The 14,746-nt window shown below is 62.1% G+C and carries 13 protein-coding genes; 7 read left to right on the forward strand and 6 right to left on the reverse strand.

From position 1 onward, the window contains the following. Positions 1 to 403: 403 nt before the first annotated feature. The 4 genes from FPL22_RS07645 to FPL22_RS07660 all read left to right on the forward strand — a co-directional run bounded on the left by FPL22_RS07645 (position 404) and on the right by FPL22_RS07660 (position 4,851). A complete protein-coding gene (locus FPL22_RS07645) occupies positions 404 to 1,420 on the forward strand; it encodes a rod shape-determining protein (protein ID WP_144229500.1) in 1,017 nt (338 codons plus the stop codon). A 79-nt stretch (positions 1,421 to 1,499) separates the two neighbouring features. After that, positions 1,500 to 2,336 (forward strand): rod shape-determining protein MreC, encoded by an 837-nt coding sequence (mreC, locus tag FPL22_RS07650; protein WP_238991339.1) that lies wholly within the window; start codon positions 1,500 to 1,502, stop codon positions 2,334 to 2,336. Positions 2,337 to 2,340: 4 nt separating this feature from the next. Beyond that, on the forward strand, positions 2,341 to 2,865 hold the full coding sequence (locus FPL22_RS07655; RefSeq protein WP_144229501.1) for a hypothetical protein: 525 nt from the start codon (positions 2,341 to 2,343) through the stop codon (positions 2,863 to 2,865). Positions 2,866 to 2,868: 3 nt separating this feature from the next. Continuing rightward, entirely contained in the window at positions 2,869 to 4,851 is a 1,983-nt protein-coding gene (locus FPL22_RS07660) for a peptidoglycan D,D-transpeptidase FtsI family protein (RefSeq protein WP_144229502.1), read from the forward strand. Between the two features lie 14 nt (positions 4,852 to 4,865). On the opposite strand, the gene FPL22_RS07665 is transcribed toward FPL22_RS07660, so the two are convergent. The 4 genes from FPL22_RS07665 to FPL22_RS07680 all read right to left on the reverse strand — a co-directional run bounded on the left by FPL22_RS07665 (position 4,866) and on the right by FPL22_RS07680 (position 10,177). Beyond that, positions 4,866 to 7,112, reverse strand: coding sequence for a transglutaminase TgpA family protein (locus tag FPL22_RS07665; RefSeq protein WP_144229503.1), 2,247 nt, complete (start codon positions 7,110 to 7,112; stop codon positions 4,866 to 4,868). Then, on the reverse strand, positions 7,087 to 8,286 hold the full coding sequence (locus FPL22_RS07670) for a DUF58 domain-containing protein (protein WP_144229504.1): 1,200 nt from the start codon (positions 8,284 to 8,286) through the stop codon (positions 7,087 to 7,089). The genes FPL22_RS07665 and FPL22_RS07670 overlap by 26 nt, the downstream gene beginning before the upstream one ends. A gap of 20 nt (positions 8,287 to 8,306) precedes the next feature. Further along, the gene (locus FPL22_RS07675; RefSeq protein ID WP_144229505.1) at positions 8,307 to 9,278 is read right to left on the reverse strand and encodes an AAA family ATPase; all 972 of its coding nucleotides are present in this window, start codon (positions 9,276 to 9,278) and stop codon (positions 8,307 to 8,309) included. Positions 9,279 to 9,352: 74 nt separating this feature from the next. Further along, positions 9,353 to 10,177, reverse strand: coding sequence for an NAD(P)-dependent oxidoreductase (locus FPL22_RS07680; protein WP_144229506.1), 825 nt, complete (start codon positions 10,175 to 10,177; stop codon positions 9,353 to 9,355). A gap of 127 nt (positions 10,178 to 10,304) precedes the next feature. On the opposite strand from FPL22_RS07680, the gene FPL22_RS07685 reads away from it, so the two are divergent. Beyond that, positions 10,305 to 11,924 carry a Na+/H+ antiporter gene (locus FPL22_RS07685; RefSeq protein ID WP_144229507.1) on the forward strand — a complete coding sequence of 540 codons (1,620 nt, stop codon included), beginning with the start codon at positions 10,305 to 10,307 and terminating at the stop codon, positions 11,922 to 11,924. A 24-nt stretch (positions 11,925 to 11,948) separates the two neighbouring features. Here FPL22_RS07685 and FPL22_RS07690 read toward each other — a convergent pair whose 3' ends face one another. Next, a complete protein-coding gene (locus tag FPL22_RS07690) occupies positions 11,949 to 12,647 on the reverse strand; it encodes an MTAP family purine nucleoside phosphorylase (RefSeq protein WP_144229508.1) in 699 nt (232 codons plus the stop codon). Here FPL22_RS07690 and FPL22_RS07695 point away from each other — a divergent pair. Together FPL22_RS07695 and FPL22_RS07700 are read left to right on the forward strand one after the other, a co-directional pair. Beyond that, entirely contained in the window at positions 12,646 to 13,437 is a 792-nt protein-coding gene (locus tag FPL22_RS07695) for a hypothetical protein (RefSeq protein ID WP_144229509.1), read from the forward strand. The two genes, FPL22_RS07690 and FPL22_RS07695, sit on opposite strands and share 2 nt — an antisense overlap. A gap of 16 nt (positions 13,438 to 13,453) precedes the next feature. Continuing rightward, positions 13,454 to 14,416 carry an acetylxylan esterase gene (locus FPL22_RS07700; RefSeq protein WP_144229510.1) on the forward strand — a complete coding sequence of 321 codons (963 nt, stop codon included), beginning with the start codon at positions 13,454 to 13,456 and terminating at the stop codon, positions 14,414 to 14,416. Here the strand turns inward: FPL22_RS07700 and FPL22_RS07705 are convergent. After that, complete coding sequence (locus FPL22_RS07705) at positions 14,400 to 14,708, reverse strand: 4a-hydroxytetrahydrobiopterin dehydratase (RefSeq protein WP_144229511.1); 309 nt, start codon at positions 14,706 to 14,708, stop codon at positions 14,400 to 14,402. The genes FPL22_RS07700 and FPL22_RS07705 overlap by 17 nt on opposite strands. Between the last annotated feature and the right edge of the window lie 38 nt (positions 14,709 to 14,746).

Below are 14,746 nucleotides of genomic sequence, written 5' to 3' on the forward strand. Positions count from 1 at the left end.
GGCCTTGGTTTTGACCTGTTTCTCCTCTCAAAACAAAATCTGTAGTGATTTTGTGGCGACGCACTTTTCTGGTGTTTTCTGCGTCCCCCGATTCGACCTGCAAGTGATGTTATCACCCTAGAATTGGTAAAATTTTCGTAAACGACCCACAGCTCAACGCAGTTCCCCCTCACCCGCCGCACCTAATGCCTGCATTTTGCTCAAAAGCGGACATGGGCGTCGTCCTGTGGTTTGAACTTAGGTTAAAAACCAGCGCTCAAAAACCCCTTCCGGTGTCACGATCTTCCCTCGAACCCCGTCCATAAACAGATGTCTTTGAGGCAGACCGTTTTCACCTTTGACACTCACAAGCTTCGCTCGTTTGTAGTCTCAACGGCGCAGGCGTCGTCGTATCCTCACGCACATGGCATCGAATTTATTTGGCTACTTCTCCAACGACATCGGTATCGACCTAGGCACCGCCAACACCCTCGTTTACGTGAAGGACAAGGGCATCATCCTGCGTGAGCCCAGCGTCGTCGCTCTCGATACGGTGACCCGCAAAGTCCGCGCGGTCGGCGAAGAAGCCAAAAAGATGCTCGGGCGCACCCCCGGCAACATCACCGCCATCCGTCCGATGAAAGACGGCGTCATCGCCGACTTCGACGTCACGGAGGAGATGCTGCGCTATTTCATCCGCAAGGTGCACAATAACTCCCTGCGCGTCGCACCCCGCGTCGTCATCGCAATTCCCTCCGGCATCACCGAGGTCGAAAAACGCGCCGTCAAAGACTCCGCCACCCATGCCGGCGCACGCGACGTCATCACCATTCCCGAGCCCATGGCAGCCGCGATCGGCGTAGGCCTTCCGATCGACGAACCGGCCGCCAACATGATCGTCGACATCGGCGGCGGCACCACCGAGATCGCCATCATCTCCCTCTCCGGTATTGTATTCTCCAAATCGATACGCGTCGCCGGCGACGAGCTCGACAGCTCCATCGTCAACTACATGAAGCGCGCCTACAATCTCCTCATCGGTGAACGCACCGCCGAGGAAATCAAGGTCCGCATCGGTTCCGCCTATCCGCTCGACGAAGAGCTCACCATGGAGGTCAAGGGCCGCGATTCCGTCGCCGGCCTTCCCAAGACCATCCACATCACCTCCCAGGAAATCCGCGAGGCGCTCAACGACCCGATCTCGGCCATCGTGGACGCCGTGCGCTCCACGCTCGAGCGCTGCCCGCCCGAACTTTCCGCCGACTTGGTGGATCGCGGTTTTGTCATGGCCGGCGGCGGTGCCCTTATCCGCGGCATCGACCGTCTCCTCAGCGACAAGACCGGCCTGCCGGTGATCATCGCCGACGACCCCCTTTCCGCCGTCGCCAATGGCACGGGTGCCGTCTTGAACGACCTCAACTGGGTGCTTCAGAACGTCTGATCACGCCCGGTAGCCAAGAGCACCGGCCCGCGGCCCTCCATCGAATCACCGCAGGCGCGTCCAGCCTTCCGACTTTCCCGTGCTCCCCCCGCGTTTCGACCAAGCCAAACCGTTTCTCACCCTCGGCATCGTATTGCTCGCGTGGTTGTTGATACCCACCGCGCTTAAACGTGTCGCCCGCACCAGTTTTTTCGAACTGCAGGCTCCCTTCGAAACAACCGCGTCCTACGTCCGTGATTTGCAGGATTTCTGGTCGCTCAAAACCCGCCCGAAAAACGACTTGATCGAGGCAGGCCGCGATCTCGCCCGCCTGAACGCCGCATACGAGGTGCGCCTCCAGCAAGATTCCGCGCTGCGCAACGAACTCGAACGCCTTGAGCGTATTCTCAAGCTTCCCACGCCGTCCGGCTACCGCGCCGAACCCGCCCGCGTGGTGAAACGCGAATTTTCCTCGTGGTGGCAGCAACTCGTCATTCGCAAGGGCAGCAACCACGGCATCACCGTCGGTTCGCCGGTGATTTATGCCGGCGGCGTGGTCGGCCGGGTGCGCGAGGTGTTCACCTATACCTCCGTCGTTGAATTAATCAGCAGCCCAGGCGTGCGCATTGCCGCCACCGCCGAGGGCGACATCCGCCCGATCAGCTATCAGGGCGCCGTGAACCCGTCCTACGGCCCCGCCGTCGGCTCCGTCGAATACGTGCCGCTCGATGTTTTCGTCACCGCCTCCAGCCCGCGCAAACTCGTCACTTCGGGCCTCGGTGGCGTTTTCCCTCCCAATCTCACGGTCGGCTACATCACCCGCGTGGAACCCAGCTCCGACGGACTCTTCAAATCCGGTGACGTGCGTCTCGATCCCGAGCTCTCCTCGCTCAACGAGGTAACCGTGCTCGTGCCGGAAGTCCTGCCCCCGCGTTGATCGCATGAAACGCCGGGTGCTCATTCTCACCGTCGCCTCGCTGCTGCTCGCACTGCTGCTGGGCCAGCTCAACCATTACCTCGCGGTCTGGCAGATCCATGTCTGGTGCGGCGGATTGTTCGTGGCGTTCGCCGCTCTCCGGCTTGGCTACCGCACGGGGGCAACCGCCGCTTTCATTGCGGGCTTGATTCTCGATGCCGGTGAACCCGTGGCCTTCGGCACCCAAGCCTTCCTTTTTCTCGCCGCCCACGCCGTCATTTTCACTGTCCGCGCCCGGGCTCCGCGCGAAGAAACCATCGTCGGCGTCGTGGTCGCGCTCCTCGCCAACCTCGGACTCTTCCTCGCGTTGAGTTTCGTTCGCATTGATCCGGGACTGCATCCCGCGACCGCGTGGATGCGCGTGTTCGCCGATCTACTGGTATCCCAAATCGTGATCGCCGTGATCGCGCCGTGGTTCTTCGCCGTGCAAAACCGGCTCCTTGAGGCGACCGGCACCAACCTCCGCGATTTTTCGCGTCGCGCCCTCTGAGCCATGCCCGATCTTGGTTCTGAACGCGGCAGTCTGGTCGAAACACACAAGGGCTATAACCCGCGGGTGATCGTCTTTTATCTGTTTATCACCGCCTTGCTGCTCATCTTGATCAGCGGACTCGCCTACCAGCAGCTCATCCGCAGCGACAGCTTCCACGAAAGCGAGCGCAAGCAGAACCAGCGCCGCGTCCTCGTCCCCGGCCCGCGGGGCAATATCTACGACCGCGACGGGCGTCCCTTGGTGGCCAACCGTCCGCGCTTCGCCGTCAACCTCTACCTCGGCGAGCTGCGTAAGGAATTTCGCACCGAGTATATCCGCATTCGCAAAGCGTATCGCGAAGCCGACGACAAAAACCTCCCCACGTCCACGCAGATGGAACGCATCGCCCGTTTCACCGTCGTCAAACGCTACCTCGATCAAATCAACCGCACACTCGGTCGCGAAGAAAAACTCGATTCCGACGACCTCGAAAAACACTTCCGCCAGCAGCTCCTCCTGCCCTACCTCCTGGTCGATGATCTCGAACCCGGCGAATACGCGCGGCTCATCGAACAACTTCCGGTTACTTCGCCGCTCCAGGTTTACGCGTCCAGCATTCGTGATTATCCGTCCGGTTCCATCGCCGCGCAAACACTCGGCTACGTCACCGCCAACGACGCCATCGAAGCCGCCGAGGATTTCCCCGGAGCCGAGCTCACCACCTTCAAGATGAAGGGCACGTTGGGTCGCGAAGGTCTCGAATCGCGTTTCGATTCACTGCTGCAAGGCGAGACCGGCGGCGCCATCTACCGCGTCGATCCCGCCGGCTACCGCATCAACCCGCCGCTCTCCAAACGCCAGCCCGTCCACGGACACAATCTGCGCACGTCCATTGACGCCGATTTCCAGACCGCCGCCGAAAAAGCCATGGCCGATACCGAGCTCGCCGGTGCCGCCGCCGCCATCGATATCCGCACGGGCGAGGTGCTCGTCCTCGCCAGCAAGCCCGACTACAACCTCAAGGACTTCATTCCGCGCCTCGGTTATGCCGCCGCCCGCGACATCACCGAGCGCGGAGCCTGGCTCAACCGAGCGACCCACGGCCTCTACCCGCCTGGGTCTTCGTTCAAGATTCTCACCGCCATCGCCGGTCTGCGCGCGCAAACCACTGATCCCGAAGTGCTGATCAACTGTCCCGGCTTCTACCAAGTCGGCGGCCGCCGTTTCCCCTGCCACGACGGCCACGCCCACGGCGAGATCAACCTTGCGACCGCCATCGAGAAAAGCTGCAACGTTTACTTCTACAAAGTCGGCCTCGACATGGGCGTCGAGGCGCTCGCCGCCGAAGCGAAGCGCCACGGTTTTGACAAACCCACCGGTATCGAAATTTCGGAGACACGCGGCATGTTGATCCCCGACCCCGCGTGGAAAAAGGAACGTCGCGACGAACGCTGGTTCCCCGGCGACACCGCCAACATGGCGATCGGCCAGGGCGACGTGCTGGTCACCCCGTTGCAGATGGCCGCCTTCACCGCATCGATCGCCCGCGATGAACTCACCACCACGCCCACGCTGCTCCACGAGGAAAATCGTCTCTCCCAACACTCCGCCCGCAGCGGCCTGACCTCCGCGCAATACGCCGCACTCGTTGCCGGAATGGAAGCGTGCACCGTCACCGGCACTTCTAAAGTCCTCCAGGCCCCGTTCATGAAAATCCCCGGCCTGCGCATCGCAGGCAAGACCGGCACCGCGCAAAAACAGACTGCCAAGGGCACCATTAATTTCGCCTGGTTCATCTGCTTTGCCCCCATCGAAAACCCACAGATTGCCATCGCCGTGGTCATCGAGGGTGACACGCCTGGCGAAGAAACCGCCGGTGGTCGTTACGCCGTGCCCATCGCCCGAGCCATTCTCAAAAAGTGGGACGACAAACAAAAGGCCCCGCCGTCCGCCTTTAAAAACTTCGCTCCCAGCAATCCGGCATCCGTTGCGCCCGCGCCCTGACGCGGCATCGCGGATTAATCCGTAGCTTGGTTCGCCATGCCCGACTTGAGAGCGCGTTTAGCCCGCCGAAATACACCTTGCGGGTTCGGCCAGCTGGAACGCGGACCATAGCGCAACCGCTCCAACTCGGCGCGCACGTCCCCCGTGTGCAGACCGCGCGCGCTAAGTTTGCGAAGCCAGCGTCCGGCTTCACGACGCACGGGATCGACTCCGTTCCGCGTAAGCCCGCTGCGCCAGCGAAGCCACAGGCCGCGACCGTAACTGCGCCAGCCCAACACAACGCCAAACGCCGTCCCGATCACGAATAACCACGCACCCAGCCGCGCCACATCCCACGGTTCTTGCAACCACTCGCTGATCCGCTCCAAGCGGTGGTTGATCCACTTCTTGAGTTTCTTTGCCTGGCTCTCGATCGCGCTCTTGGCATCCCGTGCCAGCTCCACCTGCGAGCTCTGGTCGAAATCAACGATGCGCCGATACCAGAACATGCGCACCGTATCCAATTTGGCCGACCAGGTGTTGTCCCGGATGCGTGCCAGCACCGCCTCGGTGGTTTCCTGCACCGCCGATGCCTGCTCCGGTCCGCGGGCACCGGGCGTGGGGTCCACGCGCATCCAGGTCTTCGATGCTGCATCATAAATTTCACACCACGCATGCGCATCCGAATTTCGGATACTCAAGTGCCCGCTGCCTTCGTTCCAGCTGCCACCATGAAACCCGGTGACCATGCGCGAGGGATAACCCGCGGTTCGGGCCAGCAGCGTAAACGAGCCGGCGAACAGTTCGCAATGCCCGGGCAGCGACGAGCCCATCCACCTGACGAGCGGATCATCCCGCCCCTCGCCCTGCTCCATTCTCAGCGAATACGCATGGTTTTGATTGAGCCAGGCAGACGCCAGCCGCGCGAACGTCCGCACATCTCCCGGTGGCGCACCGATCATCTTCACCCATTGTTCCACCTTGGCCGCGTCTTCCGGCTCCAGCTTGATCGTAAGAAACGTCGGCGGTCCGGACGGTTCGCGCTTACGTCCGTCAATCTCATCGGGGAATTCCTGGGGAGGCGCAATCGGATCACGCTTTTGCGCAATTTCGATTTTGCCCAGCTCCGGCTCGAACCGCATTCCCTCGACCCGATACGCGAACATCTTCGGCGGCACTTTCTCCAACCTCAATATGCGCAGCTCGTCGTTGATCGCATACTCCTGCGCTCCTCCATCGAACTGCACCTGGTTGAAGCTGCCGAGCAACGGAAGGTAACGGCTGATACCTCCTTCCAGATAAAAGACCCACACCGGCTCATTGAGGCGCGGGCGCGCGCTGCCGACAACGCGTGCGGATTTTTTCTTTTGCGGAAGCACCTGCTGGCTCAGGGAATTCGAAACACTGAAGACTCCGTCGGCATAACTATCCAGCACCAGCATGCGCCAATAAGGGTCCGCTGGAATCGCCCGCAAATCAGAAACCTGCACGCGCAAAGCAACGCTGGTGTCCTGCTGGATATCCGTCACATCGCCAAAGCGCACACTCTCGCTGAAGCCCGTGCGCGACTTCTTGCTGATCATGTTATCGAGAAAAAAACTGTTCCCGATTTCAAAACGCGGCAGCGCAAAGAACAGCAGCGCCGACAACCCCACGACTCCGGCGAACAATCCCGACGCCAGCGAAACCACGCGCCAGTCGCTCGTTTCACGCAGGCGCCGCGCCAGCCGCAACCATTCGATGCGCATCCACGGCGGCGGTGCAGCCGCCGAGAATGGCGCTGACACCTGCCCCGCCTCGGCCGAGTCGATCAACGTGATCACGAGCAAGAACAGCAGCGTGCATCCCGTGAACACCACGATTTGCAGCGCAAAAGCCAGCGACACCGAGAGCACGCCCGCGACCACCACCAGAAACAATCCCAGCACGATGAGCTGCAAATCATCGCGTCGTTTCCGTGGCGTCACCGCCCGGTAAAACACCAGCATCAGCGCCAGCCGGATCATCGCCGGCAACGGCTCACGATTAAAATAATAGTCCGTCGCGAACAGCGCCACAAACAGCGGGAATGCCAGCCGGTGCGCCCAGCGCGGCACATACAAGGTGAGCACCGGCCAGCGCATCACCACGGGCACGGTCACCGTGATCAGCACCAGCCACAGCCAGGCCTCGACGTCCATGTAGAGGACGGTCCAGGCCGACAGCACCGCGAGCAGGCCGCCAAGGACCCACTTGAGCTGGTAAAGCTCGGTGAGATTAAGCTGAGGCCGCTTTTTCTCCATCGACGTAAGCGAGCACTCCCCGCGCGCCGTCGGGCGCGAAGGTCAGCACGTTGGCCCGGCGCACCGGGGGGGTGTCGCCGGATGTTTGATAAGCTTGCACCGCGGGCTTCACGATCGCCAGCCGGTCCATAAAACGCTCCAGGTCGTGCATGCGGCGCACCGGCAGCGGTGCCTCGTCATCCACCGCCACCGATACCAGCCGGCCCGCACGGAACAGGTCCTCCGCCATCGTCGCGGCCAGGCTGCACATGAGTTCAAACTGCTCGGGGCGTTTCCACTCGCTGGCCGGCGTCTGCACCCACATCGAAAACCCCGTCTGCGTCTCCGCCGCGTATTGCCGCACCATCAGACGCCGCAACCGCGCGCTGGCCTTCCAATGCACCAGCCGGTTCGAGTCACCGTGCGCATACGCCCGCAGGGCAAACAGATCACCGCCCTGCCCCGCCCGCGATGCGCGTTCGACGTGACCTGGCTGATGCCACGATGCCAAGGGGAAACGCTGGTATTCCACCGGTGCCGGCCACACCAGCACGTCCCGCTTGAGTTCGCTGCCGATGAGTTTCTTCAGGAACCCAAAGGGAAACAGCGAGCCCACCGTGAGCAACTCCACGGTTAGCCGGCCGCGCGCCGCCGGTCGTAAAGTCCATTCCAGCACCGCCGTGCCCTGCGCATCGAGTCGTTCGCGCAAGGGCAGCCGCGTCGCCCGTTTTTCGCCCGTGGCGGTCGCCTCAAACCACAAACCGTAAGCCGGCAGCATCTGCCGGCCGTTGTGCAGTTCGATCAATACCGGATGATCGCGTCCCGCCCGCAGCGGTGGTTGCACCCGCAGGCGCCACGACATGGTTTTAAAATTCAACCACGACAACAGGCCGCTGAACACCAGGCATGCCAGCAACAGCGAGAGCGCGATGAACAGAATATTGTTGGCCGTGTTGTAGGCCGCCGCCGCGATCCCCATCGCCACCGCGATCACGATGCCGCCGGGCAACGTGAGCAACAGGCGGTTGCCGCGATGTGGATACACCAAGGACCACATGAACGCGCGCCAGCGGTAATTGCGGACCTTGCCCGGGCGCGCGCCGGTCGCCTGCCAGCCGGTCACGCCGCCATCCATCGGTGGCGAAGCCGCGACCAAGGGCCGGGAGCGAACGGTGCTCGGGGTGGACAACGACATGAACGCGTGGTGCGAACCCGTTAGACCGGAGTCGGCAGGCTGCCCACGATGCGTCGCAGAGCCGCAGTCACCGCCCGGCGTTCTTCCATCGGGTCGGAGCTTTGACGGAGCAGCGAAAGACGATGGGCGAGCACCGGCACGATGAGTTCCTGCACATCCTCGGGAATCACGAAATCACGGCCGAACAACAACGCCCGGCTCTGGGCCGCATGCTTGAGCGCCAGGCTGCCGCGCACCGAGATACCGGCTTTGAATTCGGCCTCCGTGCGCGTGGCGCCGACGATCTTGAGCATGTATTCGAGCACCGAATCTTCCACGAACACCTGCTGGGAGGTTTCCTGCAAGTGCAGGACCTGCTCACGCGTCGCGACCGCGTTGAGCGCGATCGAATCGTAGGCATGGCGCGTGGCGCGAAGGATATCCAGTTCGTCGGCTTCCTTCGGATAACCCATGTGCAGACGCATGAGAAAACGGTCCATCTGGCTCTCCGGCAGCGGGAAGGTGCCTTCGTAATCCACGGGATTCTGCGTGGCGAATACCATGAACGGCGCCCCCACATCATGCGGTTCGCCATCCACGGTAACCTTGGCGCGATCCATCACTTCGAGCAGCGCCGACTGCGTCTTCGGCGTGGCGCGGTTGATTTCGTCCGCGAGCACGACGTTGGCAAACACCGGGCCTTTCTTGAAAATGAAACGCTTCTCCAGATCGTCGTAGATCGAAACGCCGGTCACATCCGACGGGAGCAGATCGCTCGTGAACTGGATGCGGGCAAACGCACAGTCCATCGAACGCGCCAGCGAGTAGGCCAGCGTGGTTTTACCCACGCCAGGAAGGTCCTCGATGAGCGGGTGGCCGGCGGCGGCGAGACAGATCAAAATCTGATCAATGACCTCGTCCTTGCCCTTGATCGTCTGCCGCATCGAAGTGCGCAGACGGTCGATGGTTTGCTTGGCATCGGTAACCGCGGGGCCGGAGACGAAGTCGCTCATGAGTGCAGTGTGGAGATAAGCGCCTCCGCGTCAACGGAAGCGCCTGCTTCATCCGAATAAAAAACGGTCTGCGTTTAGCCGAGCAGCTTGATCAGCGCCGCGAAATCTTCGTCGGCATAACCCGCCCGGTCGGCAGCCGCGAGACAGTCGCGCACCGTATCCAGCACGGGAAAGTCTTCGCAACCGTTGATACGCGAAGCCAGACGCACGTCCTTAAGCATATGTTTGACCGAAAATTGCGGCGAAAAATCCCCCGCCCGCAGTTTCGGCTCCTTCAATTTGGTGAGTCCGGAATAGCCCGCGTTTTTGCCCAACGCGCCGAAAAATACGTCGTCCGAAATGCCCGCGCGGCGCGCCAGCACCAGCGACTCGGACAACGCCTGCATCTGCACCGCGAGATTAAGGTTCATGGCCAGCTTGAGCGTCGCCGCCTGTTTATGGTCGCCAATGTGAAACCGCGTGGCCGACACCGTCGCCAGCAACGGTTCGAGTTTTGCGATAAGCTCCGCCTCGCCGCCCAGGTAAAACACGCTCTGGGCCTGCTCCGCCGCCGGCTTGCTGCCCGTGAATGGCGCTTCGAGATAACGTGCGCCCGTCGCCTTCACCAAAGTGCGAAACTCATCGCTGCTTTGCGGATCGATGGTGCTCGATTGCACCACGACCTTGCCCGGACCGAGCGCGGGTAGAATCCGCTCAATCACCGCGCGCACGGCCGGAGGATCCGCCACGACGATCTGCACCACGTCGGCCGCGCTCGCTACAGCCTCGGGAGATTCTTTCCACTGGGGGAAATCCGGCTGCGGCGTGCGGTTCCACGCTCCCGCTAGCTTGTCGGCAGCCTGATAATGCCGCGCCCACACCCCACCGATGATGCCCAGACCGATAACGCCGATTTTCATAATTACCCACGCAATGCAGGAATCGGGCAAAAACAAATCCGAGTTTCATCGGCCCGCTTTTTAAGGATTCATGCAAGCGCCCGCTTGAAGCCGCGCAGCACCCGCGCTCTGCTCGCCGCACCACCACATGGCCGCCTTCGAACACGCGCTGATCCTCATCCTCCTGTTAACGGTGCTCAGCGTGCTCGGTCGCCGACTGCCCTGGCCGATGCCCATCACGCAAGTGGTCGGAGCCGGCTTGATCGCGCTCTGGCCGGAGTTCCCCCGCGTCGAACTCGATCCCGGATTCTTCTTTCTGTGTTTCGTGCCGCCGCTGCTGTTCGCTGACGGCTGGCTCATGCCGTTGCGCGACTTTATGGCGGCGAAGCGCTCCATCCTCACGCTCGCCACCGGGCTGGTCGTTTTTACGACCATCGCCGTGGGCCTCGTCGCGCATTGGCTGATCCCGAGCCTGCCGCTGGCCATGGCGTTTGCACTCGGCGCCGTCGTGTCACCCACCGATGCGGTCGCGGTCGGTGCCATCACGCAACGGCTCAAAGTCCCCGCGCGTCTCAATACGATTCTCAACGGCGAGAGCCTCATGAATGACGCCACCGGCCTCGTGGCGTTCAAGTTCGCGATCGCCGCCGTGATTGCGGGCACGTTTTCCGTGCGCGCCGCGGCGATTGATTTCGTGTGGCTCGCCGTCGGCGGCGTGGCGGTGGGATTCGCCCTCGGCTGGCTGGTCGGGCGCGGGCGCGATTTCCTGCGCACGCATCAAGGCTCGGATATTTTTGTCGAAACCACCTTGTCGTTGCTTACGCCTTACGCCGCCTACCTGGCCGCGGATGCACTCGGGCTTTCCAGCATTCTCGCCGTGGTCACGGCGGGTCTCTACTCGGGCATGCGCGATCCTCTGCGCACCGATGTGGAAACCCGCCAGACCTCGCTCGCCGTATGGTCCGTCGTGCTCTTCTGGCTTAACGGCCTCGCCTTCATCCTGCTCGGCCTGCAACTGCCGTCCGTGCTCGCCGCCGTGAGCAAACTCCACCCGACCGGCGAACTCCTCTGGTTCACCGCCGCGGTCGCCGGTGCGGCCATCCTCACGCGCCTGATCTGGATTTTCCCCGGCGCCTACCTGCCCTTTGTTTTCTTCAAGAAAAGCAAACGCCTCGGCCTGCGTCCGCCCTGGCAGTCCGTGATGGTCACGGGTTGGGCCGGCATGCGCGGCACGGTCACACTCGCGGCGGCGCTTTCGATTCCGAAATTACTGGCCGATGGCTCGCCGTTCCCCGGACGCGACATGGTGATTTTTCTGTCGCTGGGCGTGATCATGGTCACGTTGCTCCTGCAGGGCACCACGCTCGAATGGTTGATCTGCAAACTCGGCGTGCGCGCCGACAATTCGCAGCTGAACGAAGACCGCATCGCGCGCATCGCCGCCGTCGAAGCCGGACTGAAAGTCCTGCGCGCCTCCGAAAATCTGGAGTCACGCCCCGAGGAAGTCGCCGCGCTCGGCAACGTGCTCGCCGAATACGAACACCGCCTCGCCGAGCTCACCGCCGAGGGGGAAACACGCACCAGCGCACGCCTGCGCCAGACCACTTCCAGGCATCATCGCCTGCAGGCGCTCCATGCGGAACGCGCCGCCGTCGATGACCTCTGGCAACGCGACATCATCACCGACGAAACCCACCACCCGTTGCAGAGCCTCCTCGACCACGAGGAGTCCATGCTGAAGGCCCGTCCCGCCGAAACCATCAGCTGATCCGTCGGAATGGCGTGATTCTCCTCAACCCAGGATTTCCAGCAAGCGTGTGAACAGCCGGTTCACCTTCACCTGATTCTCCTTCACGAGGTCTTTGAACTTCGCGAAGTCGATCTCGGTCCCGCCGAGGCCGTTCGCATAATTGTCGATGATCGCGAGGGAATTGTAGCGTAATCCCAGCTCGGTGCAGAGATCCGCCTCGTGCGCGAGCGTCATGCCGACCACGTCGCCCCAGTCTTTGATGATGCGGATTTCCGCCTTCGTTTCAAAACGCGGACCACGCATCTGCACATACACTTTGCCCGTCTCGATACGGAACTCAGGCGCGAGTTTTTCTACCAGCAACGGAATCAGATTATTCGCGATGCCCGGCGCACCGCCTTTCAACTCCTCGTCAAAATAAGTCGCGGGCCCTTGCTGCAACGCCACGTAGTCCGCGCACGAAACCAATGTGCCCGGCGGCAGATCCCGATGAAGCGAACCGACCGAGTTCAACGACACGACATCCTTCACGCCGAGTCCGGCCAGTGCGGCGATGTTTGCCCTGCAATTGATCGCATGAGGCGGCAGCGGCACGCCAAAGCCATGGCGATTCAGCAAAACCTGGTCTCCGCGTGTCTTATACGTGACGACGCCGTGTTTAGTCTCGACGCTGCGCACCTCCCAGGCCGAAAACAGCGGTGAATTGACAATGCTCGTCCCACTGATGAAGGCGATTTTCATGCCGCGACTCACGCGTCCGGCCACCGTGTTGACAACGCGAAAACACGGCTTGCTGGGCGCAACCCTGGCGTTGGCCGCGCTCGCCTTGGGTGGTTGCTCCACTCCCGGGCCCAACCACGCCTACCTCGCCCGCCTCGCCGAGGAACCGATCATCGACGTGCTCCCCGGCGCGCCCGACGTCGACATCCCGACTTATTTATCCGGTCTGCAAGATCTCTACGGTATCGCCTACGATCCGTTCACCGATCATCTTTTTCTACGGATTTATCCCGGCGATTTCATCCGCGTGATCGACCGCCCCGCCCGTAAAATCAAACGCAGCTTCGTCGTCAAAGATCTCCCGCCCGGTCCAGGCGACCTCGCGATCCGCTCCAGCGACCGCCACCTGTTCTTCGTTCACCCCACCGAGCCCGCCGTCATCGAAACCACGCTCTACGGCGTGATCGTGCGCACCATCACATTCGAAAACGTCCAGGGCTCTCCCGCCGGCGTCGCCTATGATCAAAAGCGAGACCAGCTCCTGATTCTTCAGGGCGGTGACCTCGCCCACGTCGGCCGCTACGATCTCAAAGGCAAACGCCTCTCGGGCGTCGCGCTCGATCGTAATGTCCGCCTTGTTTCCCTCGCGTATGATTCCGTCGCCGCCGAGTTCTACGTGCCGTTGCTCGACGAAGCCGCCGTCGGTATTTTCGACGCGAAGGGCCACTTTTTGCGCAAGCTCTCCACGCCCGACGGCACCGCCCACGATTTCGTTGACGTAGGCGAACGCTCGTTGATCCGGATGTTTTAACTTTTCCCCGCAATCCATGCCACTCGTAGACAAACCTCTCTCCGAACTCCGCACTTATCAGGGCCGCAACCCTCGCCCCGCCGACTTCGACGCCTATTGGTCCGAAGCCCTCCGCGAACTCGACGCGACTCCGCCGAAACCCGAACTCGTCCCGTCCACCGCCATCGCGCCCAAGGGCGTTGAGTGCTTCGATCTCTGGTTCACCGGCGTCGGCGGCGCCCGCATCTACGCCAAATATCTCCGCCCCGCCGGCGCGAAAAACGCCCCCGCCGTCCTTCAGTTTCACGGTTACTCCGGCAACGGCGGCGACTGGGCCGGCAAGCTCGGTTACGTGGGTCAGGGCTTCTGCGTCGCCTCAATGGATGCCCGCGGTCAAGGCGGTCGCTCCGAGGACAAGGGCGGCGTGCAGGGCACGACCCTCAACGGCCATATCATCCGCGGCCTCGACGATCCCAACCCGCACAACCTGCTTTTCCGTAATATTTATCTGGATACCGCCCAGCTCGCCCGCGCCGTCATGAGCCTGCCCGAAGTCGACGCCGCGCGTGTGGGCGCGATGGGCGGCTCGCAAGGTGGCGCCCTCACCATCGCCTGTGCCGCACTGGAACCCCGCATCAAGCGCGCCTCGACGGTTTTCCCCTTCCTCTGCGATTACCAGCGCGTCTGGGAAATGGATCAGGCCAAGGATGCCTACGCCGAGTTGAAATACTTCTTCCGCAACTTCGATCCCCGCCACGAACGCGAAGTGGAGATTTTCACCAAGCTCGGCTACATCGATCTCCAGTTTCTCGCCCCGCGCATCAAGGCCGAGGTGCTCATGTTCACCGGTCTCATGGACACGATCTGCCCGCCCAGTTCGCAGTTCGCCGCCTACAACAAGATGACCTGCAAGAAGGACGTCGTGATCTATCCTGACTTCGGCCACGAGGGCCTGCCGGCCGAAGGCGACCGCACCTTCAACTTCATGCTCGGCCTGTAAGGGACGCGCGCAGCTTCTCCATCCGTCCCGCCAGTTCGACGTCCTTCGCGGTCACTTTGTTGCCCGCGTCATGCGTCGCGAGACGGATGGAGACCTTATTGTAAACGTTGGTCCATTCCGGATGGTGATCCAGGGCGTCCGCCTCGAAACCGGCCCGCAGCATAAATCCCATCGCCTCGCGGAAATCGCCAAACTCCAGCGTCTTCACGAGCGCGTCGCAGTTCCAGGCCCACCCGGACAGGTGGGTCAACGCGTGTTCGATTTCAGCAGGCGTCAATGGCTGGGTTTTCATGCCGCAAAACTGCCTTCGTAAGCCTGCTTGTCAAAGCC

Origin of the sequence: Rariglobus hedericola (assembly GCF_007559335.1) — a bacterium.
Classification (GTDB): domain Bacteria; phylum Verrucomicrobiota; class Verrucomicrobiia; order Opitutales; family Opitutaceae; genus Rariglobus; species Rariglobus hedericola.

Coding starts and splice junctions, on each gene's coding strand:
- FPL22_RS07695 (WP_144229509.1), top strand. CDS start 12,646: ATGCCGCGACTCACGCGTCCGGCCACCGTGTTGACAACGCGAAAACAC.
- FPL22_RS07705 (WP_144229511.1), bottom strand. CDS start 14,708: ATGAAAACCCAGCCATTGACGCCTGCTGAAATCGAACACGCGTTGACC.
- FPL22_RS07670 (WP_144229504.1), bottom strand. CDS start 8,286: ATGTCGTTGTCCACCCCGAGCACCGTTCGCTCCCGGCCCTTGGTCGCG.
- FPL22_RS07675 (WP_144229505.1), bottom strand. CDS start 9,278: ATGAGCGACTTCGTCTCCGGCCCCGCGGTTACCGATGCCAAGCAAACC.
- FPL22_RS07700 (WP_144229510.1), top strand. CDS start 13,454: ATGCCACTCGTAGACAAACCTCTCTCCGAACTCCGCACTTATCAGGGC.
- FPL22_RS07660 (WP_144229502.1), top strand. CDS start 2,869: ATGCCCGATCTTGGTTCTGAACGCGGCAGTCTGGTCGAAACACACAAG.
- FPL22_RS07655 (WP_144229501.1), top strand. CDS start 2,341: ATGAAACGCCGGGTGCTCATTCTCACCGTCGCCTCGCTGCTGCTCGCA.
- FPL22_RS07645 (WP_144229500.1), top strand. CDS start 404: ATGGCATCGAATTTATTTGGCTACTTCTCCAACGACATCGGTATCGAC.
- FPL22_RS07685 (WP_144229507.1), top strand. CDS start 10,305: ATGGCCGCCTTCGAACACGCGCTGATCCTCATCCTCCTGTTAACGGTG.
- FPL22_RS07680 (WP_144229506.1), bottom strand. CDS start 10,177: ATGAAAATCGGCGTTATCGGTCTGGGCATCATCGGTGGGGTGTGGGCG.
- FPL22_RS07665 (WP_144229503.1), bottom strand. CDS start 7,112: ATGGAGAAAAAGCGGCCTCAGCTTAATCTCACCGAGCTTTACCAGCTC.
- FPL22_RS07690 (WP_144229508.1), bottom strand. CDS start 12,647: ATGAAAATCGCCTTCATCAGTGGGACGAGCATTGTCAATTCACCGCTG.